The organism is Streptomyces sp. NPDC002787 (genome assembly GCF_053592095.1).
On the sequence record NZ_JBSFVC010000009.1, the window covers coordinates 273,503 to 295,635 of the forward strand.

At 70.2% G+C, this 22,133-nt stretch carries 19 protein-coding genes, 2 tRNA genes and 1 pseudogene; 12 read left to right on the forward strand and 10 right to left on the reverse strand.

Features of this window, described 5'->3' with window-relative positions:
* Positions 1 to 165: 165 nt before the first annotated feature.
* The 4 genes from ACWD26_RS15280 to ACWD26_RS15295 all read left to right on the forward strand — a co-directional run bounded on the left by ACWD26_RS15280 (position 166) and on the right by ACWD26_RS15295 (position 3,692).
* Positions 166 to 945: an HAD-IIA family hydrolase gene (locus ACWD26_RS15280; RefSeq protein WP_451270044.1), complete on the forward strand. Its 780-nt coding sequence runs from the start codon at positions 166 to 168 to the stop codon at positions 943 to 945.
* A gap of 133 nt (positions 946 to 1,078) precedes the next feature.
* Positions 1,079 to 1,804, forward strand: a complete 726-nt coding sequence (locus ACWD26_RS15285) for a hypothetical protein (RefSeq protein WP_451270046.1) — start codon at positions 1,079 to 1,081, stop codon at positions 1,802 to 1,804.
* Positions 1,805 to 1,813: 9 nt separating this feature from the next.
* Complete coding sequence (locus ACWD26_RS15290; RefSeq protein WP_451270048.1) at positions 1,814 to 2,512, forward strand: class F sortase; 699 nt, start codon at positions 1,814 to 1,816, stop codon at positions 2,510 to 2,512.
* A 148-nt stretch (positions 2,513 to 2,660) separates the two neighbouring features.
* Positions 2,661 to 3,692 (forward strand): glycoside hydrolase family 6 protein, encoded by a 1,032-nt coding sequence (locus tag ACWD26_RS15295; RefSeq protein WP_451270050.1) that lies wholly within the window; start codon positions 2,661 to 2,663, stop codon positions 3,690 to 3,692.
* A gap of 193 nt (positions 3,693 to 3,885) precedes the next feature.
* Here ACWD26_RS15295 and ACWD26_RS15300 read toward each other — a convergent pair whose 3' ends face one another.
* From ACWD26_RS15300 to ACWD26_RS15310, 3 genes are all read right to left on the reverse strand, one after another.
* Positions 3,886 to 5,823 (reverse strand): galactose oxidase-like domain-containing protein, encoded by a 1,938-nt coding sequence (locus ACWD26_RS15300; RefSeq protein WP_451270052.1) that lies wholly within the window; start codon positions 5,821 to 5,823, stop codon positions 3,886 to 3,888.
* A complete protein-coding gene (locus ACWD26_RS15305; protein ID WP_451270054.1) occupies positions 5,820 to 7,817 on the reverse strand; it encodes a glycosyltransferase family 2 protein in 1,998 nt (665 codons plus the stop codon). Before ACWD26_RS15305 ends, ACWD26_RS15300 begins: the two co-directional genes overlap by 4 nt.
* A gap of 473 nt (positions 7,818 to 8,290) precedes the next feature.
* Positions 8,291 to 8,367 (reverse strand) — tRNA-Lys (locus tag ACWD26_RS15310).
* Positions 8,368 to 8,743: 376 nt separating this feature from the next.
* On the opposite strand from ACWD26_RS15310, the pseudogene ACWD26_RS15315 reads away from it, so the two are divergent.
* The 7 genes and pseudogenes from ACWD26_RS15315 to ACWD26_RS15345 form a co-directional block, all read left to right on the forward strand.
* Positions 8,744 to 9,001, forward strand: a pseudogene (locus ACWD26_RS15315) (peptidoglycan-binding protein); the annotation flags it as partial.
* Between the two features lie 215 nt (positions 9,002 to 9,216).
* The gene (locus tag ACWD26_RS15320; RefSeq protein WP_451270056.1) at positions 9,217 to 10,362 is read left to right on the forward strand and encodes an SPFH domain-containing protein; all 1,146 of its coding nucleotides are present in this window, start codon (positions 9,217 to 9,219) and stop codon (positions 10,360 to 10,362) included.
* A 96-nt stretch (positions 10,363 to 10,458) separates the two neighbouring features.
* Positions 10,459 to 11,076, forward strand: coding sequence for a lytic polysaccharide monooxygenase auxiliary activity family 9 protein (locus tag ACWD26_RS15325; protein WP_451270058.1), 618 nt, complete (start codon positions 10,459 to 10,461; stop codon positions 11,074 to 11,076).
* Positions 11,077 to 11,275: 199 nt separating this feature from the next.
* Positions 11,276 to 11,746, forward strand: a complete 471-nt coding sequence (locus ACWD26_RS15330) for a hypothetical protein (protein WP_451270060.1) — start codon at positions 11,276 to 11,278, stop codon at positions 11,744 to 11,746.
* A 40-nt stretch (positions 11,747 to 11,786) separates the two neighbouring features.
* Positions 11,787 to 13,433 carry a long-chain-fatty-acid--CoA ligase gene (locus ACWD26_RS15335; protein WP_451270062.1) on the forward strand — a complete coding sequence of 549 codons (1,647 nt, stop codon included), beginning with the start codon at positions 11,787 to 11,789 and terminating at the stop codon, positions 13,431 to 13,433.
* A 71-nt stretch (positions 13,434 to 13,504) separates the two neighbouring features.
* Positions 13,505 to 14,743: a sensor histidine kinase gene (locus ACWD26_RS15340; RefSeq protein ID WP_451270064.1), complete on the forward strand. Its 1,239-nt coding sequence runs from the start codon at positions 13,505 to 13,507 to the stop codon at positions 14,741 to 14,743.
* Positions 14,728 to 15,381, forward strand: coding sequence for a response regulator (locus tag ACWD26_RS15345; protein ID WP_451270065.1), 654 nt, complete (start codon positions 14,728 to 14,730; stop codon positions 15,379 to 15,381). Before ACWD26_RS15340 ends, ACWD26_RS15345 begins: the two co-directional genes overlap by 16 nt.
* A gap of 122 nt (positions 15,382 to 15,503) precedes the next feature.
* Here the strand turns inward: ACWD26_RS15345 and ACWD26_RS15350 are convergent.
* From ACWD26_RS15350 to ehuB, 6 genes are all read right to left on the reverse strand, one after another.
* Positions 15,504 to 15,577, reverse strand: a tRNA-Lys gene (locus ACWD26_RS15350).
* 114 nt (positions 15,578 to 15,691) lie between these two features.
* Positions 15,692 to 16,450 carry an IclR family transcriptional regulator gene (locus ACWD26_RS15355; RefSeq protein ID WP_451270067.1) on the reverse strand — a complete coding sequence of 253 codons (759 nt, stop codon included), beginning with the start codon at positions 16,448 to 16,450 and terminating at the stop codon, positions 15,692 to 15,694.
* Positions 16,451 to 16,664: 214 nt separating this feature from the next.
* Positions 16,665 to 17,441 carry an ectoine/hydroxyectoine ABC transporter ATP-binding protein EhuA gene (ehuA, locus tag ACWD26_RS15360; RefSeq protein WP_451270115.1) on the reverse strand — a complete coding sequence of 259 codons (777 nt, stop codon included), beginning with the start codon at positions 17,439 to 17,441 and terminating at the stop codon, positions 16,665 to 16,667.
* 10 nt (positions 17,442 to 17,451) lie between these two features.
* On the reverse strand, positions 17,452 to 18,102 hold the full coding sequence (ehuD, locus tag ACWD26_RS15365) for an ectoine/hydroxyectoine ABC transporter permease subunit EhuD (RefSeq protein WP_451270069.1): 651 nt from the start codon (positions 18,100 to 18,102) through the stop codon (positions 17,452 to 17,454).
* Positions 18,102 to 18,821 (reverse strand): ectoine/hydroxyectoine ABC transporter permease subunit EhuC, encoded by a 720-nt coding sequence (gene ehuC, locus ACWD26_RS15370; protein ID WP_451270071.1) that lies wholly within the window; start codon positions 18,819 to 18,821, stop codon positions 18,102 to 18,104. The genes ehuD and ehuC overlap by 1 nt, the downstream gene beginning before the upstream one ends.
* Entirely contained in the window at positions 18,818 to 19,741 is a 924-nt protein-coding gene (ehuB, locus tag ACWD26_RS15375) for an ectoine/hydroxyectoine ABC transporter substrate-binding protein EhuB (protein ID WP_319110262.1), read from the reverse strand. The genes ehuC and ehuB overlap by 4 nt, the downstream gene beginning before the upstream one ends.
* Positions 19,742 to 19,873: 132 nt before the next feature.
* Here ehuB and ACWD26_RS15380 point away from each other — a divergent pair, with 132 nt between their 5' ends.
* Positions 19,874 to 20,368: a DUF3830 family protein gene (locus tag ACWD26_RS15380; RefSeq protein WP_451270074.1), complete on the forward strand. Its 495-nt coding sequence runs from the start codon at positions 19,874 to 19,876 to the stop codon at positions 20,366 to 20,368.
* A 324-nt stretch (positions 20,369 to 20,692) separates the two neighbouring features.
* Here ACWD26_RS15380 and ACWD26_RS15385 read toward each other — a convergent pair whose 3' ends face one another.
* Positions 20,693 to 22,117: an amidase gene (locus ACWD26_RS15385; protein ID WP_451270076.1), complete on the reverse strand. Its 1,425-nt coding sequence runs from the start codon at positions 22,115 to 22,117 to the stop codon at positions 20,693 to 20,695.
* Positions 22,118 to 22,133 lie beyond the last annotated feature (16 nt).

Consider the following 22,133-nt stretch of genomic DNA (forward strand, 5'->3'; position numbering starts at 1 on the left):
CTTACGCGGTCGCCCGGCGGCCTGGTGGCGTCGCTCCCCTTCGTGCGCCTCGGCCACTGAGACCGCCCTGTTCAGCGCGGTCTCAGCGGCCAAGATCGGCCTCCTTTTTTCGGCCACGTCTCACTAGGGTGGGGGCGGACCCGGACGTACGGCAGGAGATCGCACATGGCAGAGCGCAAGCCCATCGAGTCGTGGCTCACCGACATGGATGGTGTGCTCATCCACGAGGGCGTGCCGATCCCCGGTGCCGACGCCTTCATAAAAAAGCTGCGGGAGTCCGGGCGCCCCTTCCTGGTGCTCACCAACAACTCGATCTACACGGCACGTGACCTGCACGCCCGCCTCTCCCGCATGGGTCTGGACGTGCCCGTGGAGAACATCTGGACCTCCGCCCTCGCGACCGCCCAGTTCCTGGACGACCAGCGTCCCGGCGGCACGGCGTACGTCATCGGCGAGGCGGGCCTGACGACCGCGCTGCACGACATCGGGTACGTGCTCACCGACCACCAGCCCGACTACGTGGTCCTCGGCGAGACCCGCACGTACTCCTTCGAGGCCATGACGAAGGCGGTACGGCTGATCAACGGCGGCGCCCGGTTCATCGCCACCAACCCCGACGAGACCGGCCCCTCCACCGAGGGCCCGCTGCCCGCGACCGGGGCCGTGGCCGCGCTGATCACCAAGGCGACCGGGCAGAAGCCGTACTTCGCGGGCAAGCCGAACCCGCTGATGATGCGCACCGGCCTCAACGCGATCGGCGCTCACTCCGAGACCAGCGCGATGATCGGCGACCGTATGGACACCGACGTCCTCGCGGGCATCGAGGCCGGCATGGAGACCTTCCTCGTCCTCACCGGTCTGACGACCCCCGAGCAGGTCGAGAAGTTCCCGTACCGCCCGTCGAAGGTCGTGAACTCGATCGCGGACCTGGTCGACCGCGTCTGACCCGCCGCGCGCACCGGGAGAGCCCCCGAGCCTCGCGGTAAACCCACAGACACCCGTACGGAGCAGTTTCGGCTCCTCCCCGGATGCGTCCCGGCGCCCGGCGGGGGAGTCTCAGGGTGTCTGGAGGTTCACCATGGGTTCACTGCGACTCACGCTCTGTTCCGGGACGGTGATCGCGACCGCGCTGACCGTGTCGGCATCCTCGGCACCTTCGGCTCACGCGGCCGACTCCGGGGACGTCTCGGTGGTGCCGGCCTCACCGGCGCCCGGCAGCGACATCCAGGTGCGGGCCAAGGGCTGCGGCGGGAAGTCGGGAACGGCCGCCTCGGCGGCGTTCGTGGCCGAGGCACAGCTCACCCCGCTCACCGGCCGGGCCGTCGACACGCTCGCCGGGGAGACCCGCGTTCGGTCCTCGCTCGAACCCGGCACGTACGGGGTGCGCGTCACCTGCGAGAGCAAGGGCGGCAAGGACGGCGAGGAAGGGAAGGACCGCAAGGCCAACGGCACGATCACGGTCGACGACGGGAAGCCCCCGGCGAGCAAGCTCTCAGCCGCCAAGCCCTCAGCCACCGAGCCGACAGCCACAGAGCCGGCCGCCTCCGCGCAACCTTCGTCCCCCGCTTCCCCCACCTCCCCCGCTTCCCCGGTCGCGCCCGTGCGCGCGGGCGGCGGCGGAGCGGCGGCCCTGGTCGCGGCGGCGGCAGCGGAGGGCTCGGAGGATCCGGCGAACTCGATGAACTCCCGCCACACCGGTCCCGGCATCCCGCACGCGGTGGTCGGACTGGTCCTGGTCGGGGTCGCGGCGGTGGCGGTCGTGGCGCGGGGCGCGCGCCGGGGCCGCGGCCGCCGCACGGAGTAGGGGGTCAGCGTGTCCGGACGGGACTACTCCGACGACGGAAGCGGGACCGCGACCAGGTCCGGCAGCGGAACCGGCCGCGTCATCACCGGTGTCGCCTGGGCCGTGCTGCTGCTCGGTCTGTGGCTGTGGGGCCGTGAGGTCACCGACGTACGGCTGGGCGTCTCCGCGCCGACCACCGGCGACGTGGCGGCGGTCGGGCGGCCCGCGCAGGCCGAACTGCCGCCCGCCGCCGAGCCGTTGGGAGGCGCGCGGCCGCAGCGGCTGGACATCCCCGCGATGGGGGTGCAGGCGCCGGTCGTGGCCCGCGGCCTCGACCGGGACGGCGCGATCGAACCGCCCGCCTACGACCAGCCGGGCGTCGTCGGCTGGTACGCCGGCGGCACACGGCCGGGGGCGCCCGGAACCGCGCTGTTCGTCGGGCACGTCGACACCGGGACCCGGCCCGCCGTCTTCTACAAGCTGAGCGCGCTGGGGATCGGCGAGAAGATCCGGGTTGCCCGCGCCGACGGCAGGATCGCCGAGTTCACCGTGGACGACGTCCAGGTCATCGGCCGCGACGACTTCGACGCCCGACAGGCCTACGGCGTACGGCAGTCGGGTCGCGCGGAACTCCGACTCGTCACCTGCGGCGGCACCTTCGACAAGGCGAGCCGCACCTACACGGCGAACGTCGTCGTCTCCGCGTACCTCAGCGGAACCGGACCCTGATCGGCCCGGGGCCCCGACCACATCCGCCCTGTTCCGCCCGGCCGTACGAGCAGCAGCTTCTCGGCCAACGCGGCGACGGCCGTGTGGGCGAGGCGGGACTTATGTCAGGATTGGGACTTACGACACGGTGCACCCAAGGGGGAGTTGGATGTACGGCAGTAGGGGGGCCGGGGTTCGGGCGTCCGTGGGGGTGGTGGGGGCCGCGTTACTGCTCGCCGGCTGTTTCGGGGGAGACAGTGGTGACGGCGGTGACGGCGAGAAGGGCCGGGCCTCCGGTTCCGACATCACCCAACAGCCAAGCGGCACGGACCCGTTCTGGGTCAATCCGAAGGGGAACGCGGCGACACAGGTCGCCGCCTACGAGAAGGCCGGCAAGGACGAGGACGCCGAGCTGATCCGCAAGATAGCCCAGCAGCCGACCGGTGAGTGGATCGGCCCGGAGAACCCGGAGCAGGAGACCAGGGGCTTCACCGAGGCCGCGGAGAAGGCCGACCGGGACGCCGTCCTCGTCCTCTACAACATCCCGCACCGCGACTGCGGCCAGTACTCAGGCGGCGGCGCGGCCGACGGGGACGCGTACCGGGCGTGGATCGACGGGGTGGCCAAGGGCATCGGGGACCGCCCGGCCACGATCGTCCTGGAGCCCGACGCGGTGCTCCACGTGGTGGACGGCTGCACGCCGGGCGAGTTCCACGAGGAGCGGTACGACCTGCTCACGGGCGCGATCGAGACGCTCGGCGGGCTGAAGAACACGAAGGTGTATCTGGACGCCGGGAACGCGGGGTGGAGCGAGGCCGACAAGATCGCCGAGCCGCTGAAGTGGGCGGGCGTGGAGCAGGCCGACGGCTTCGCCGTCAACGTCTCGAACTTCTACACCACCGAGGACTCCATCGAGTACGGCAAGGAACTCTCCGCGAAGATCGGCGACAAGCCGTTCGTCATCGACACCAGCCGTAACGGCAACGGCCCTTGGACCGAGGGCGACGAGGACGAACGCTGGTGCAACCCTCCGGGGCGGGCGCTCGGGGAGACCCCGACGACCAAGACGGCGGACGAGCTGGTGGACGCGTACCTGTGGGTGAAGCGTCCCGGTGAGTCGGACGGGGAGTGCAAGGGGGGCCCGAAGGCGGGGGAGTGGTGGCCGGAGTACGCGCTGGACTTGGCGAAGGCGTCTGACTGACCGCCGGCGCGCCCCATGGGGTGGGGGCTGCGGTTGTCGGGCGACTGCGGGTGGGTTGTGGTTGCTCGCGCAGTTCCCCGCGCCCCTAAAAGCGAAAAGCACGGGGCGCAGCCCCTGCTTTTCAGGGGCGCGGGGAACTGCGCGACCAGCCCCCACGCACCCGCACCCGAAGACGGCGAAGCCCAGCGGAGCGCTACGGCACCTTCACCCAGCGCGCAGCGCTCGGCACCCCCGCGTCATCCGTCACGAACAGCATGTACCACCCCGACTGCACCAGGTTCCGATTCTTCGGCACGGTCACGGTGACCTCGTCGCCCTCCGCCTTGAAGTCCACCTCGATCGACTTCTGATCCACATCCGTCACATGCGTCGACGCACTCGGCCGAACAAGCCGCGCCGACTTGATCGACGAGGCGTGCTTCGTCCCGAACGTCGCCTTCCCGCCGCGCGCGACCGTCTTCGGCCCACCCGTCAACGTCGGCTGCGCGCCCTGGAACAGATACGGCGGTGTGTAGATCTCGATCCGCTGCTCGAACTCCCCCGGCTTGGTGTTGGCCTTGTCGGAGTACAGCGAGTCCGACCCGAAGAAGACGACCCGCCCGTCCGGCAGCAGGATCGACCCGGAGTGGTAGTTCCGGCCCACCAGCGGGTCGGCGACCCGTCGCATCTCGCCCGTCTTCGCGTCGTACAGCCGCGCTTCCAGGATGTTGGAGTCGCCGCGCCCCCGATAGTCCTCCGAGCCGCCGGAGATGAGCACCGTGTCGTCGGGCAGGATCGAGGCCTGCGGATACCGCGTGCCCTTCGACAGCCGCGGCCCGTCCACGAACCGTGGCTCCTCCGCCAGCAGATCGATCACCCGGGTCCGCTTGCTGGACCGCTCCGACTCGCCGACCCCACCCCCGCCGATGACCATGTACTTCTCGTCCTGCGCCGGAGGCAGCAGCACGGTCCCGGCGGTCTCCAGCAGCTTGCTGTCGCTCATCCCGGGGACCTTGGTGAACTTGTTGGTCTTCAGGTCCCAGATGCCGGGGTCACGCCCGATGTCGTCGGGCCCGTACCCCGCGTTCGCGCCCGAGTAGAACAGCTTGCCGTTCTGCATCAGGGAGATCGCCGGGTAGGTCGGGAACTGCTGGATGTCCTTGGTGTACGTCCACTTCCTGGTCTCGGGGTCGTAGATCTCGTTCTTGCCCGGGACCAGCTGGCCGATCTCGTCGAGGCCGGACAACGACAGGACCGTACCGTCCGTGAGGGTCGTCAGCGTGGGATACCAGCGCGCCTCGTTCATCGGGTCGACCTTGATGTACTTCTCGGCGACCGGGTCGAACTCGTAGGCGTCCTTGATCCCTTGGAAGTCCTTCTTGTCGAGGGCGAGCTTCTGCGCGATGCCGTACGTGTTGCGCGCGTCCTCGCCCTCCAGGCCCACGACCCGGTAGTTGTCCTCCGTCCCCGTCTCGTACTTCTTGCCGCTCCTCTCGGCCTCGACATAGGCACGCGCGATCCCCGGCTTGTTGCCGGTGAACTTCCCCGTGTCCGGGTCGAAGGTCTTCGTGGCCTTCTTGAGGTCGACCGGGTCCTTCAGGACGAACGTCTTGCCGTTCGCCTTGCCGACGAACCTGGTCCCCGCCTTCAGCTCCATCCCCTTGTCGGGGTTCTCGTTGTGGATGATCATCAGGCCGCCGGCCTTGGTGACGTCACCCTTCAGCTTCTCGTAGCGCTTGGTGCCGCCCGCGATGAGCAGATTGCCGTTGGACAGCTGGGTGTGCCCCGTGCAGAACAGGTCGGCCGGGGTCGGCACACGCTTGATCGTCTGCTTGACCGGGTCCCAGACGCGGGTGTCGAACTTCTTGGCGTCGAAGTTGTCGGCGTCGTTGCCCGAGCCCGCGATCAACAGGATCTTGCCGGTGTGCAGCAGCGCGGCGTGGATCGTGTTCTGCCGGTACTCCTTCGGGAACTCGACGATCTTCCAGTGCCCGTTGTCGGCCTTGTACTCGGGTCTGTTGATCTTGTACTCGTGGTACTTCTCGGTGCTGAAGCGGTACACCCACGGCCCGTTCATCCCGGCGAGCGCGAGGACCACCGCCGCGCCGATCGCGAGGCGACGGGCACGGCGGCGGCCTGCACGGTCCTTCATTCCTTACGTCCCCCAAGTCCGCCCAGGGCGATCTGCATGGTCTGGTCGCTACCCCCGCTGCCCGACCCGGACGCTGCCCAGCTCGGCTTGTGCTGGGGAGTGTGCGGCGCGTGTGGGGCGTGCGGTGCGCGTGGCGGCGTGAAGGGTGCGGGAGCGTCCTCGGGCGGCGCCACCATGGAACCCTGCAGTTCGGCCGCGGCGGCGGCCTTCTTCCTGTCCTGTCGCAGCATGTAGCGCCAGGCGAAGATGGGGAGGGCGGTGATCATCATGGCGAACGTGGCCCAGATGATCATCGCGGGGTGCGCGTTGCCGAAGACGAAACCGGCGGCGATCGAGGCCCCGAAGATCACGATGAAGTACCAGTGGTACCGGAAGGTGCCGAACCACCTGTCGGGGCTGGCCGAGTCCCCCTTGGGCGTGACCACGAACTTGCTCTTGCGGCGCAGGGCCGAGTCGATCAGCGCCTTCGCGTAGAGCGGCGCGGACAGCGCGGACATCACCATGCCGGCCACCCCGCCGGAGCCCTCCGGCTCGTGCGGGGAGACGTTGTGCCGGCGGTTCCAGACGTACAGGCCTATCTGCAGCGCGGAGGCGTTGCCGTAGAGCATCAGCCACACCACCGGGTCGATGTTCACGCCCGAGGCGCCCAGGCCCAGGAACAGGGCACAACTAAGCGCCGCCAGAATCCAGTTGAGGGCGGACATCGGGTAGAAGATGATCATCATCGTGTAGTTGAAGAGCTTGGTCGGCGGCAGGGAGTACCAGCCCTTCCAGTACTGCTTGAGGATCGTCTCGTACGTGCCGCGCGACCAGCGCATCTGCTGGGTGAAGAAGTCCGTCCAGGCGCTGGGTCCTTCACCGACCGCGAGGACGTCCGGGGTGTACACCGAGCGCCACTTCTTGCCGGTGGCCGGGTTCTTGTGGCGGTGGATCTCGAAGCCGGTGGCCATGTCCTCGGTGATCGAGTCGTACAGCCCGCCGATCTGCTTGAGCGCCTTGATCCGTACGGCGTTGGAGGTGCCGACGAACATGGGGGCGCCGTACTTGTTGCCGGCGCGCTGGATCAGCGCGTGGAACAGGAACTGCTGGGACTCGGCGGCCTTGGTGACGAAGTTGTCGTAGTTGCCGTACACCTGCGGGCCGATGACGAACCCGATGTTCGGGTCACGGAAGAAACCGAGCATCCGCTCCAGGTAGTTGGGCAGCGGGATGTGGTCGGTGTCGACCGAGGCGAAGAAGTCGTAGTCGTCGCCGTGCGCGTCCAGCCAGGCGTTGTAGTTGCCGTGCTTGGTCTTGGCGCGGTGCGGGCCCTTGGGCTGGTTCCACTTCGCGATGCCCTTGCGGGAGAAGTGGTGCACGCCGAGGCGCGCGCAGACCGCCTTCACATCCGGGTCGTCGCCCTCGTCGAGGAGCCAGATGTGCAGAAGCCCGCGGTGGCGGAGCCTGACCGCGGCCTCCAGGGTCTTCGTCACCATCTCCAGCGGTTCCTTGCCGGGCACGAAGGAGGTGAGGAAGGCGACTCTGGTGCCGGTCTCGGGCACCACCGGGATCGGGTCGCGGGCGACCAGGGTGGCGTGCGCGTTCGACAGCACGTTCATGCAGCGGAAGAACTCGATCAGGCCGATCGAGACCAGCATGACCAGGTCGAGGGCGGGCAGGAACTCGTACTCGACGTAGTCGCGCTTGGTCCAGTGCTCCTGCTGCAGCAGCCAGGCGAGCAGGACCAGGGAGAGCAGCGGTGCGGCGGCCAGCATCAGGGCGACCCGCAGCCGGTGCGGTTCCTGGGAGATCAGGGACCGGTACTGCACCTTGTAGGGCTTGGTCGGGTCGGGCTGGGTGAGCGGTCCCGCGAGTCGGCTGTAGTGCTCGTAGTCGTATCTGGGAAGGGTCTTCTTGAGCTTTCGGAAGGCTCCGGTCCGGTGCGACGGCACCTTGAGCTGGGTGGTTTCGGACGGGTCGTGGTTGTGCCGGGCGCCCGTCGGCGTCGACGTCATGAGTTATTCCCCCCGCACACACGTCGAGTGTGTGTTCGTCGGTCTTCCGTCCGATTAGGTCCCCCTCGACCCTTACGGACGCATCAGTGGGTCATCGTCACCATGTGATCTACACCATGGAGACACGGGACGACGACCATCCGGTTGCATTGATGCCCCCTCGGCATCTTTTGTGCCTGAAGCGCGTGCGTCGCGTGGCTCAGTTGGGGGCCCAGATCCCCATCCCAGGGCGTAAACCGCCCAAGGGCCCCCCAACTGTCATGTATCCACAGTCTCTTACGGCCCAGGGTTCTATGGTGTTCATCTTGATCGCAAGATGCGAAACGCGGTGTTTACCGGTCATACGCGGTCAATGGGGCATCGGTGGAGGATCTGTGGGGAGTGAGAGGGGGGCGAGGGGGGAGTGCGCGGGGTGACGTGCACATGCGGAGAGGCCCCCTCGCGATGCGTTCTCGCGAGGGGGCCTCTCCAGGTGGTGCGCCGCCAGGGACTCGAACCCCGGACCCGCTGATTAAGAGTCAGCTGCTCTAACCAACTGAGCTAGCGGCGCGCGAGGAAAAGTTTAGCGGAGGGGCGGGGATGCTCCTGACCACGGGACGCGCGGGACGCGCGGGGGTGTGCGAGGTGCGCGGGGTGCGCGGGGGTGCGACGCGGGGGTGCGCGCCCGTTGCGAAACGGTGGGCCCGGCCGCCGCCGTGTACATCGTTTGGACCGTCAGCATGCGACACGAGGTGACAGTTGGGAAACTGACGGTCGTGCAGAAAAGTGGAATTCTTCGGTCGGTTCGCGAGGGGAATCGCATGGAGACTCCGGAATTCGAGGAGATCGATCCCGGGAAGTCTGCCTCGCCCGGCAGACCCGCCACGTTCGGCCGACCGGTCCCGCCCGGCAGACCCGCGCCGTCCAGCCGAGGCGTCTCGCCCGGGACGCCCGCCTCGCACGGCGTCCTCGGGTATCCCGGGCGTGGCATGTTCCGGCCGGGTGCGGACAACGTCCATGTCACCCGGCTGGGGAAGCAGCTGGTCAAGAAGGGGTTCGGCAAGTACTCCGCCTCGGGTCCCGGACCGCGCTGGGGCGAGGCGGACCGGCGGAGCGTGGAGGCGTTCCAGCGGTCCCAGGGGTGGCGCGGCGGCGCGGCGGACGGCTATCCGGGCCCGGAGACCTGGCGGCGCCTGTTCTCCTGACGGCGCCCGCTTGTTCCGACGCCCCGTTGTTCCCACGCGCCCGTTGTTCCGAGTTCCGGCGCCCCGTTTTTTCCGACGCGCCCGTTTCTTCCGACGCCTCATTGTTCCGACAGCGCCCGTTCTTCTCCCCGAACCGAATAGCTCTCACCCGAAAAGCCCTCACCCCCGAAAAACTCTCACCACGGTTCTTCCTGCGCGGAGGCATGGAGGCACGTATGCGTACGACCACGTCACACACGCCGGAGCCCGAGGGGGCCGCGCGGCCCGCCCGGCTCATCCAGAACGAGACGACCACCGAGATCCCCGTACATCTGCTGTTCCGGGACGACCCGGCCCCGGTCGCCGTACCGGTCACCCCCGCCGTCGTGGGCCGGCGGCGCGGCACCGGCGAACAGCCCCGAGTGCGGCGGGGGCCCGCCGCGGCGAAGGCGTGCCCCGCCGTCGAGGTGGACCCGGAGCTGGTCGAGCGGCCGGCGCGGGTGGTGCCCGGGGCGGTGGGAGTGCTGGGCGGGGCGTGCGGGATGGCCGGATGTGTCCTCACGTCGTGGTGGGCCGGGGTGTTGCCGGGGATCGCGGCGCGGGCGCTCGGACTGCCGGCGGCGTACGCGGGTGCCGGACTCGGGCCGGTGCAGTGGGCCGCGTACGCCGGTGCCCTGGCCCTGTCGCTGTTCGGGTTCGGCGGGCTGGCGCGGGGAAGGACCGGGCGGGCCTGGGTGCTCGGCCTGTTCGGACGGTACCGGGGCACCGTCCGCCGCACCGGCCTGCTCTGGGTGAACCCGCTCGTGCTGCGCCGCCGGATCGACGTACGGCTGCGGCACTGGCGCAGCGAGCCGATGGCGGCCGTCGACGTCAACGGCGTCGCGCTGCACGTCGTCGTCCTCGTGGCGTGGCGGGTCAAGGACACCGCGCGGGCGTTGCTCGGGACCGAGGACCACGAGCGGTACCTGCGTGAGTGCGTGGAGGCGGCGGTGTCCCGCGTGCTGTCACAGCTGCCCGCCGACGTGGCGCCGGGCGCGCTGGTCAGGGACGCGACGCTGCGCAACACGGAGGCGGTGGCCGAGGCCCTGACCCGGCTGGTGGTGGAGGACGCGGCGCCGGTCGGGCTGGAGGTGTTCTCCGCCCAGCCGATCCGGATCGAGTACGCGCCCGAGGTGGCCGCGGTGATGCTGCGCCGCCGGATCGCCGCGCTCGACGCCCAGCACCGCGACACCGTCCTCACCTCCGTCGTCGACTCGGTCGAGGACACGGTGACCCGGCTGACCATGCGCGGCCTGGTCGAACTGGACGACTACGAGCGCAAGGCGCTGGTGAAGGACCTGACGGTGGCGTTCTATACAGGGCGCCGCGAAGTGTCCTCGTGAACCCGTGGAATTGGTATGGACATGTTGAACAGCCGCTCATAATCTGTGACTTGGTCTAGACCTGGAACACCCCCACGTACTCCAGGGAGCGGCAGCATGCGCAGTCATACGCGTAGCAGGACCAAGTGGTACGCCGCCGCGGTCGGCTTCGCCACCACCGGAGCGCTCGTGCTCTCCAGCGGTGGCGCCACCGGCCACGGCTACACCGACCTCCCCGTCAGCCGGCAGAAGCTCTGCCAGAACGGCACCGTCACCAACTGCGGCGACATCCAGTGGGAACCGCAGAGCGTGGAGGGACCGAAGGGCTTCCCGGGCTCAGGGCCGGCTGACGGCCAGATCTGCTCCGCCGGACACAGCCGGTTCGCCCAGCTCAACTCACCCACCAAACCGGGCGGCGGCGCCTGGCCCACCACCAAGGTGACAGGAGGTCAGAACTACACGTTTCGCTGGCAGTTCACCGCCATGCACGCCACCACCGACTTCAAGTACTACGTCACCAAGGCGGGCTGGAACCAGAACCACGCCCTCGCCCGCTCCGACCTCAACCTCACCCCGTTCCTCACCGTCCCGTACAACGGCCAGCGTCCGCCGTCCACGCTCTCCCACACCGGGCGCCTGCCGTCCGGGCTGAGCGGCCACCACGTGATCCTCGCGGTGTGGACGGTCGCCGACACCACCAACGCGTTCTACGCCTGCTCGGACGTCACCTTCTGAGCCTTCTGAGCCTTCTGAGGCTCCTGAGGCTTGTGGGCCTTCTGAGGCTCCTGGGCCTTCTGCGCCTCTGCGCCTTCTGAGCAACGCCCCACCCGGCCCCGCGAGTTCTGAGGATCTCTTGAGCTGCGCGGGGCCCCCACGCGGGTACGTTCCCCACACGCCGCCGACCAGGGCGGTGACCGTACTCCGGGGGAACCTCATGGACGCCATCTTCTACCTCGTTCCCGCGGCCATGATGGCCGTCATCGCCTTCATGGGAGGCCGTGTGCTCCACCGCTGGCTCCTGCTCCGCAGCGCCTGGAACAGCGGGCTGACGGCCGAGGCGCGCTGTCTGAAGGCGTTCACGACGGTCAGCAGGAGCATGGGCGAGCACAGCAGCGTGCACACCACGCTCCACCACGTGTACGAGTTCACGACACGCGACGGCCGGTCCATCCGCTTCGAGGAGGAGGACGGCCCGATGACGACGATCGAGGGCGACTTCGTCACCGTCCACTACACCGACGGCCCGAAGGTGGTGGCCACGGCCCACGCACCCGGCCGACGGGTCAAGCAGGCCGCGGCGAGCTTCGGCATCCTGGCCTTCCTCGGGGTGGCCTTCGTGTTCTGCGTCGGCTTCGTGGTCACGTTCCACCAGTTCTCGACGGATGCCTCGTTCCCGTCGCCGTGACCCTCCTCAACTGACGGTACGTCAACTACCGTGCGCCGACATGGAGTCCACGAGGCGCACGGTCGCACAGCTCGTCGCCGACCGGTGGGGCGACCACCGGCCCGGGCTGTGGTTCGAGGAACAGGTCCTGACCCACCACGAGGTCGTGGCCGGAGCCGCCGCCCGCGCGGCACTGCTGGCCGACCTTCTGCCACCCGACGCCGAGCCCCACCTCGGCGTCCTCCTCGACAACACCCCTGAATTCCCCCTGTGGTTGAGCGCGGCGGCCCTCGCGGGAGCCGCCGTCGCCGGGATCAACCCCACCCGCCGGGGCCCCGAACTTGCCCGCGACATCCTCCACACCGAGTGCCGGGTACTGATCACCGAGCAGACCCACCTGCCCCTCCTCGACGGCCTCGAACTGCCCGGCGTACGCGTCCTGGTGACCGACACCCGGCCCTACGCCGACCTCCTCGCCGGGTACGCCACCGCCACACCGGACCCGACCCGGGCCACCCCCGCGCACCGCCTCCTCCTCTACTTCACCTCCGGCTCCACCGGCGCCCCCAAGGCCGCGATCTGCTCCCAGGGCAGGCTCGCGGCGGCCGGGCGGGCCCTGGTGGACCGCTTCGCGGTGCGGCCGGACGACGTGCACTACGTCTGCATGCCGATGTTCCACGGCAACGCGGTCATCGCCGACTGGGCCCCCGCCCTGGTCGCGGGCGCCGGGGTCGCCCTTCGCCGCCGCTTCTCGGCCTCCGGCTTCCTGGACGACGTACGGGCTTACGGGGCCACGTACTTCACCTATGTCGGCCGGGCCGTGCAGTACCTCCTCGCCACCGAACCCCGCCCCGACGACCGGGACAACCCGCTGCGCACGGGCTTCGGCACGGAGGCGGGGGCCGTGGACGCGGCGGCCTTCGAGGAGCGGTTCGGGGTGCGGCTCGTGGAGGGATACGGGTCGTCCGAGGGCGGGGCGGCGATCCAGCGGACGCCCGGGACACCGGCGGGCGCGATCGGCCGGGCGGCACCCGGCGACGACCTCGCGGTGGTCGACCCGGAGACCCGCAAGGAGTGCCCGCCGGCCCTCCTCCCCGAGGACGGACGCCTCCTCAACGGCACCGAGGCCATAGGGGAGTTGGTCAACCGGGGACCCAACCCCTTCGAGGGCTACTGGCGCAACCCCGAGGCGGACGCGGCCCGCCGCCACGACGGCTGGTACTGGACCGGCGACCTCTTCTACCGCGACCCGGACGGCTTCCTCTACTTCGCCGGCCGCACCGACGACCGCCTCCGCGTCGACAGCGAGAACCTCGCCGCCGCCGTCATCGAGAACATCCTCGCCCGCTACGAGGGGGCCGAGGCCGTCGCCGTCTACGCCGTCCCCGACCCCGTCGCCGGCGACCAGGTCATGGCGACCATCGCCGGCACCTTCGACCCCTGCCGCTTCGCCGCCTTCCTGCTGGACCAGCCGGACCTGGGCACCAAGATGGCCCCCCGCTTCGTCCGCGTCGTCCCCGCCCTGCCCGTCACCGCCACCAACAAGATCCAGCGCGCCACCCTCCGCCGCGAGGGCTTCCGCTGCCCGGACCCGGTGTGGTGGCGCCCGCCGGGGAAGTGGGCGTACCGGAAGTTCTCGGCGGTGGACCTGGCGCGACTGGTGACCGAGTACCGGGCGCGGGGGCGGGAGGAGCTGCTGGGGAGGTAGGCCCAGCCCTACCCGCGGAACGCCCCCTGTGCGTATGGCCGTTGCTCCTGGCCACCGCCTACCGTGTCTCCATGATCCGAACGGTCGTACGGGATGTGCCGCGCGCGGTGGCGTACCTGCTGAGCGGTGTGCTCGTCGGTGTGCCTCTCCTCGCGGTGCTCCTGGTGCTGGGCACCCTGGGCCTCGCCCTGGCCCCGGTCCTCGTGGGCCTGCCGCTGCTCGCCGTGTCCGTCCTGTCCGGCATCCCCGTCGGTGCGCTCGAACGACGGCGACTGGCCCTCACCCCCGTCCCGCCGCCGGCCGACCCGCACGCCACCCCGGCCGAACCCGGGCTCGCCGCCTGGGCACGGCTGCGGCTGACCGAGCGGGCGACCTGGCGGGAGCTGGCGTACACCGGTCTGCTCGGCTTCGTGCTGTGGCCGCTCGACGCGCTGGTGCTGTTCGGGGCGTTGGGTCTGCCCGGCGCGATGATCGGGGCGCCCGTGCAGCTGGCGACGACGAGCAGTACCAGCGGCGACGCGCGGATCGCCAAGCTGTGGCTGATCGACTCCTACGGCCAGGCGCTGCTGTGCACGGCCGCCGGTGTCGTCCTCCTCCTCGCCCTGCTCCGGCCCCTGGTCCTGTACGCACGCACTCGTGCCGCCCTCGCCCGGCTGCTGCTCGCGCCGGGCGAGGCGGAGGCGGAGCGGCGGCTGACCGAGGTGACGCGGTCGCGGGCCCGGCTGGTGGCGGCCTTCGAGGCGGAGCGGCGCCGGATCGAGCGGGATCTGCACGACGGAGCCCAGCAGCGCCTGGTGTCCTTGAGCATGACCCTGGGCCTGGCCCGTCTCGACGCCCCGCCCGAACTGGCCGACCGACTCGCCGCCGCCCACCGGGAGGCCGACCAAGTCCTCGGCGAGCTCCGGGAGTTGATCCACGGAATCCATCCCCAGGTCCTCGCCGACTACGGCCTCCCGGACGCCCTCGCCGACGCGGCCGACCGGTCCGCCGTACCGGTGGAGGTGGACGTGGATCTTCCCCGGTTCGCCGAGGCCGTGGAATCGGCGGCCTTCTTCGCGGTCCGCGAGGCGCTCGCCAACATCGCCAAGCACAGCGGGGCGGACCGGGCGTGGATCAGCGGGCGGTACGCGGGCGGGCGGCTGCGGGTGGAGGTGCGGGACGACGGCGCGGGCGGCGCCGACCCCGCACGGGGCACGGGCCTCACCGGACTCGCCGACCGGCTCGCCGTGCTCGATGGGACACTGTCCGTCCACAGCCCGGCCGGCGGCCCGACCGTCCTGTCCCTGGAGATCCCGTGCCCGAAGCGCTGAAGATCGTGCTCGCCGAGGACAGCGTGCTGCTGCGGGAGGGGCTCGTCGGTGTGCTCACCCGGTTCGGGCACGAGGTCGTCGCGGCGGTCGGGGACGCGGAGTCGCTGACGGCGGCCGTCCAGTCGTACGGCCCCGACCTCGTCGTCACCGACGTCCGTATGCCGCCCGGTCTCACCGACGAGGGCCTGCGCGCCGCCCTCGCACTACGCGCGGCGAACCCTTCCCTACCCGTCCTCGTCCTCAGCCAGTACGTCCAACGGGCCTACGCCGCCGAGCTGTTGGACACAGGCGACGGCACCGGCGTCGGCTATCTCCTCAAGGACCGCATCGGCCAGGTCGAGCAGTTCGCGGAGGCGGTGGAACGGGTCGCGGCCGGCGGCACGGTCGTCGACCCCGAGGTCGTACGGCAGCTGCTGCGGCGCCGGCGCGATCCGCTGGCCGCGCTGACCCCGCGTGAGCGGGAGGTGCTCGGGCTGGTCGCCGAGGGAAAGTCGAACGGGGCGATCGCCCGCGAGCTGGTCGTCACCGAGGCGGCCGTCGGCAAGCACATCGGCAACATCCTGGGGAAGCTGGACCTGCCGCCGGCGGAGGACACGCATCGACGGGTGCTGGCGGTCTTGGCGTACCTGCGAGGCTGAGGCCCGCACGGCGCGAGGGGGTGTGGGTGGCGGAGCCCCCACGACGCGCGGCGGAGCCGCGCAAAACGACGATGGCGAGACAGGTTCGCGCTTTCTGCGAACATGTCTCGCCATCGTCATCGTGCGCCGCCAGGGACTCGAACCCCGGACCCGCTGATTAAGAGTCAGCTGCTCTAACCAACTGAGCTAGCGGCGCAGACTCTGTTGCCTTCCGCCTTCGGCGGCTGGCGACAGAGAAAATACTACCTGGTCCGAGGGGGTGCCTTCGACCACGTAAACGTGAGCTGGATCTCGGAAGGCCCCCGGGTTTCTAGATCGCCAGCGACAGCAGAACAGGTGCCGCTCCCCGGTTCAACGTGTTCGCCGCCGAGCGCAGCCGGTGCGCGTGCTCCAGCGGGAGCGACAGCGCGAGGCAGCCGACGGCGGAGCCCGCCGTGAGGGGGACGGCCGCGCAGACCGTGCCCGGCGCGTACTCCTGGAGGTCGAGGACCGGGACCGTGGGCGTCTGGGCGTCGAGCTTGCTCAGCAGCACCTTCTCGTTGGTGATCGTGCGGGCGGTGAGCCGGGCCGGGCGGTGGCGCGCGAGGTGGTCGCGGCGGCCGTTGAGGTCGAGCTGGCCGAGCAGGCCCTTGCCGAAGGCGGTGGCATGGGCGGAGGAGCGGAAGTCGACCCACTCGTGGACGGCGGGTGTGGCCGGGCTGTCGGCCCAGCCGGTGACCTGGATCTCACCGTCCAGGTACCGGGTGATGTAGACGGCGGCGCCCAGCGAGTCGCGCAGCCGGTCGAGCGTGTGCTGGAGCTGCTCGCGCAGGGCCTGGTCATGACTTTGGGCGGAGCTCAGCCGGGCGAGTGCGACACCGGTGACGTAGGCGCCGTCGGTGGTCTGCTCCACGTACCCCTCGCGGCGCAGCATCCGCAGGAGCGCGGTCAACCGCTCGCTGTCGACACCGGTGCGACGGGCGATCTCGGCGTCGGTGACGCCACCTGCGTGCCGCGCCACCGTCTCCAGGACGCGCAGGGCGTCCTGGGCCGAGTGGTACGGCGCGGTCGGCTCGTGCTTGAGCGCCACGGTTTCCCCCTGCGCTTCTCGGGCCGTTTTTCGGACAGCTTGCCGTGTCCCACGATACGGCCCAAGAGCCGTACGTGGTGGGGTTGTTCACGAGAAAATCCGGGTGCCCCCGGGCCCCTCAACAGCCGGACCAGCACTCTGGCATATGCCAAAGTCATGGCCCGGCGGAGGGACCTCGGACGTTCCCACGCGTTCGCCCGTTCACGTGGTGTAGTCAGAGGACCGCACCGAGGAACTCGCGCGTACGTTCGTGCGCGGGGTCGCCGAAGATCTTCTCGGGGCTGCCCGACTCGATGACCTGGCCAGAATCGAACATCAGAACCTGATCCGAGATGTCACGGGCGAAGTTCATCTCGTGGGTCACACAGAGCATCGTGATGTCGGTGGTGCGGGCGATGTCCCTGAGCAGGTCGAGTACGCCCGCGACCAGCTCGGGGTCGAGCGCGGACGTCACCTCGTCGAGGAGCAGCACCTGCGGGCGCATCGCGAGGGCCCGCGCGATGGCCACCCGCTGCTGCTGCCCGCCGGAGAGCTGGGTCGGGTAGGCGTCGCACTTGTCGGCGAGCCCGACCATGTCGAGCAGCTCCCGGGCGCGCGCCTCGGCCTCGTCCTTGGAGAGCCCGAGGACGGTGACGGGCGCCTCGGTGATGTTCCGCAGCACCTTCATGTTCGGGAAGAGGTTGAACTGCTGGAACACCATCCCGATGTTCTTGCGGACCTCACGGCACTGCTTCTCGCTCGCCGGGAACAGCCGCTTCCCGCCGACGGTGATCGTGCCCTCGTCGGGCTTGGTCAGGGTCATCAGCAGGCGCAGGATCGTCGTCTTGCCGGAGCCGGACGGGCCGATCAGTGTGACGTGCTTGCCGGCGTCGACGGAGAAGTCCAGACCGTCCAGGACGGTGTTGCCGCCGAATCGTTTGGTCACGTTCTCGAAGCGGATCAGTTCACTCGTGTCCGCCACACGCTTGTCGGGCGACTCGGGTTCTTTCATCAGCGGGGTGTCAGCGGACAAGGCGTCGCTCCAGGGTTCGCAGAAGCAGGGAGGCCAGGTAGGAGATGAGGATGAAGGCCACCCCGATGACGGTCAGGGGCTCGGTGAAACGGAAGGTCTCCTGGGCGTAGAGCCGTGCCTCGCTCAGCATCTCCGGAACCGTGATCACCATCAGGATCGGAGTGTCCTTGAGCATCGAGATCACGTAGTTGCCCAGCGCGGGCACCACCCGGCGGACCGCCTGCGGCAGGATCACCACCGTCCAGGTGCGCCGCACCGGCAGGTTCAACGCCGTGGCCGCCTCCCACTGGCCCGCCGGCACCGCCTCGATACCGGCCCGGTAGACCTGCATCGTGTACGTCGAGTAGTGCAGTCCGATCGCGAAGACGCCCGTGGTCAGCGCCGAGAAGGTCAGCCCCCACTCCGGCAGCACGTAGAAGAGGAAGAACAGCTGGACCAGCAGGGGAGTGTTCCGGATGAACTCCGTGACCACGCCCACCGGCCAGCTCACCCAGCGGGTCGGCGTCCGCACCAGCAGCGCCCACACCAACCCGAGCAGGAAGGAGACGACCGAGCCCAGGGCCAGCGCCTGCAAGGTGACCAGCAGCCCGTCCCAGAAGTGCGGCAGGAAGTCGGTGACCGCGTTCCAGTCCCAGTTCATCAGGCACCACCTCCCGCGCCCGCGCCCTCGGGGACACGCGCCGACGGCACGGCCGCCTTCCGCCGCGCCGGGGCCTTGCCCACCCGGGCCTTCAGCCGCCGCTCCAGCACCCGCATGGCCCGGGTCAGCAGGAAGGCGATCACGAAGTAGATGACCAGCAGATACGCGTAGATCTCCACGCTCTCCTGGAGCGCCAGCCGCACCAGGCTGCCGCTGAACGCCAGGTCGCCCATGCCCATGACCGACACCAGCGCCGTGCCCTTGAGCAGTTCGACCACCAGGTTGGCGAAGGGCGGGATCATCTCCGGGACCGCCTGCGGCAGCAGGATCAGCCGCATCCGCTGCCACGGGGTGAAGCTCAGCGCGATACCGCCCTCGCGCTGCGCCGGGTCCACGGCGGTCAGGGCGCCGCGCACGATCTCGGCGCCGTACGCCCCGTACGTCAGTCCGAGTGCGAGGACGCCCGCCCACATCGGGACGAGCTGCCAGCCGAAGGCCAGCGGCAGTACGAAGTACACCCAAAAGATCATGATCAGCGCGGAGGTGCCGCGGAACACCTCGGTGTAGAGGCCCGCGACGAAGCGGACGATCCACCGCCGGTGGGTGCGCGCGACCCCGACCACGAAGGAGACGGCCGCGGCCAGCAGCGCGCCGAACACCAGCAGCTGGAGGGTGACCCAGACGCCGCGCAGTACGAGTTCCCAGAGTCCCGGTGTCATGCGCGACAGAGCTCCTTCGTGGTCAGGTCGGTCATCTCGACCTTGGTGAACCCGAAGGGCCGCAGGACGCGCAGCAGTTCGCCGCTCTCCTTCATCTTCCGCAGCTCGACGTTGAAGGCGTCACGCAGCCGCGTCTCGGCCGGCCGGAACGCGAAGCCCGCGCCGTCCACCCGCGGCTTGCCGTCGACGAGCGCGGCGAACGGCTTGGTCGCCTCCGTCGTACGGGACTTCTTGACCACCTCGCGGGTGGTCAGCGACGTCCCCGCGAACACGTCGACCCGGCCCGCCTCCACGGCGTTCAGCCCGGCCACCTGGTCGGGCACGATGACGATGTCGCTCTCCTTGTACCCCGCCTCGACGGCGTGCGCGATCTGCGCGTACCCCGACCCGGTGGCGAACCGGGCCTTGGCCCGGATCACGTCCGCGTAGTCGTTCAGCCCCTTCGGGTTGCCCTTCTTCACCACGAACGCGTCCAGCATCTGATGGTCGGGCTCGGAGAAAATGACCTCGGCGCAACGCTCGGGATTGATGTACATCCCGGCGGACACGACATCGAACTGCTGGGAGTTCAGCCCGGGTATGAGCGACCCGAACTCGGTGGGCACGGGCTGGACCCGTCCCACGCCCAGCCGCTTGAAGACGACCCGGGCCACTTCCGGCCCCTCGCCGGTCAGCTCACCATCGGTGTCGATGTAGCCGAACGGGATCTCGCCCGCGATACCGAGCCGTACGACGCCCTGCGCCCGCAGCCGGTCCAGCAGCTCACCCCCCTCCGTACCGGAGGCCGTGGCCACCCTGCTGCACCCGGCGGCGCCCAGCGCGCCCGCCGTGGCGAGCGCGGAGGCGCCGACGAGCAGGGACCGGCGGCTGGGGTCGCGTGTCTTCCCGGTTCTCCCGGAGGTCTTCGTTGCTGGAGCCATGGGCGCGCGGCTACCCGACCCGATGCGATGTATTCACGCCACCGCGGCGCCCTTCACGACCCCCGCACACCCCCGGCTCGGGCCCCGCCGTACCCGGGAGGCGCCCTTGACCCCGACGGCACCATGGAAGACATGACCGACCGCTACATAGAGATCTCCCTGCTCAAGCGCCAGGTCGTGTGCCGGGCGAAACTCCTCGACGACCGCGCGCCGCGCACCTGCGCCGCCGTCTGGGACGCCCTGCCGCTGTCCGGGGACGTCTACCACGCCAAGTACGCCCGCAACGAGATCTACGCCCTCTTCCCGCCCTTCGCCCCCCACGAGCCACCCCTGGAGAACCCCACCGTCACGCCCATCCCGGGCGACCTCTGCTACTTCTCCTTCGCCGGCACGGAACTCGCCACGAACGCGTACGGCTACGACGCGCAGGTCCGCCCCGACACCACCCTGGTGGACCTGGCCCTCTTCTACGAACGCAACAACCTCCTCCTCAACGGCGACGTGGGCTGGGTCCCGGGGATCGTCTGGGGCCAGGTGGTCGAGGGCCTGGAGGAGATGGCGAACGCGTGCAACGACCTGTGGAGGACGGGGGCGGCGGGGGAGACGCTGCGGTTCCGTAGGGCGTGAGGGGCGCCTAGTAGCTCGGGGGTGCCCATGCGTTGGCGGGTGCGGGCCCGGTGGGGCTTCTCGCGCAGTTCCCCGCGCCCCTGAAAAGCAGGGGCTGCGCCCCATGCTTTTCAACCCGCAGCCCCGTCGCCTTCCAGGCCCGCAGGACGTGGTCTTTTCAGGCCCGCAGGGCCTGGTCTTTTAGGGGCGCGGGGAACTGCGCGAGAAGCCCCACCGGACGCGCACCCGCCAACGGACCCCCCCAACACCCCACCCACCCAAGCCCTCGGGGTCGAAGGGGCAGCGCCCCTGGGGGATGGGACGGGTAGGGGCGGCGGGGGCGAATCAAACACGCGCAGAGCCGGCGGCGGGCGGCGCCACCCCCGCAATCCCCGCCTCATACAACACATGCCCCACCCGCAGCACCAGATCATCCCGATGCCGAGCCGCGACCACCTGAAGCCCCACCGGCAGCCCACCCTCGTCCACCCCCACCGGCACACTCGCCGCCGGCTGCTGCGTCAGGTTGAAGGGATACGTGAACGGCGTCCACCCCGTCCACCGCCGATGCCCGGAGCCCCCCGGCACCTCCACCCCCGCCTCGAACGCCGTCACGGGCAACGCGGGCGTGACAAGGACGTCGTACCGCTCATGGAACGCCCCCATCCGCCGCCCGAGATCCATCCGCACATCCACCGCCGCCAGATAGTCCAGCGCGGACAGCCGCGCCCCGACCTCCCGGATCTCCCGCAACCCGGGATCCAGCACCGCCCGCTGCTCCGCCCCCAGCCGCTGCGTCACCCGCGCCGCCCCGCTGAACCACAGCGCGTGGAACGCCTCGACGGGATCGGAGAAGTCGGGGTCGGCCTCGCTGACGTACGCCCCCAGCCCGGCGAGCCCCTCCACCGCCCGCCGCACCACGCGAGCGACACCCGCCTGTACGGCGACCTGCCCGCCCAGCGACGCCGAGTACGCGACCCGCAGCCCCCGCACCCCGCCCGCGAGCGCGTCCACGAAGGACCCGGAGACCGGACCCAGCCCCGACCAGTCCCGCGCGTCGGGCCCGGAGACCACGTCCAGCATCAGCGCGGCGTCCGCCGCGTCCCGGGTCAGCGGCCCCACATGCGCCAGCGTGCCGAACGCGCTCGCGGGATACAGCGGCACCCGCCCGTACGTCGGCTTCAGCCCGAACACCCCGCAGAAGGCCGCCGGAATCCGGACGCTGCCACCCCCGTCCGTGCCCAGCGCCAGCGGCCCCGCTCCGAGCGCGACGGCAGCCGCCGCACCCCCACTGGAACCCCCGGCCGTACGCGACAGGTCGTACGGATTGCGCGTCACCCCGCTGAGCGGCGAGTCGGTGACCCCCTTCCAGCCGAACTCGGGCGTCGTGGTCTTCCCCAGGAAGACGGCCCCCTGCTCCCGCAGCCGGGCCACGGAAGGCGCGTCCTCGTCCCAACTCCCCTTAATCGAAATGGTCTTGGAGCCCTTCAGGGTCGGCCCGCCCCGCATCAACAGGATGTCCTTCACCGTGACCGGCACCCCGTCGACCGCCCCGACCGGCTCCCCACGCCGCCAGCGCTCCTCCGACTCCCGCGCCTGGACGAGGGCCGTCTCGGCGTCGACGCGCACGAAAGCGTTGACGTCCAGCTGCACCCGCTCGGCCCGCTCCAGAGCCGCCCGCGCCACCTCCACCGGACTGAACTCGCCCTTGCGGTACCCCTCGACGAGTCGTACGGCGGACAGTTCCGTCAATCGCGTCGGCTCCGACATCCGGCCCCTCCTGGGG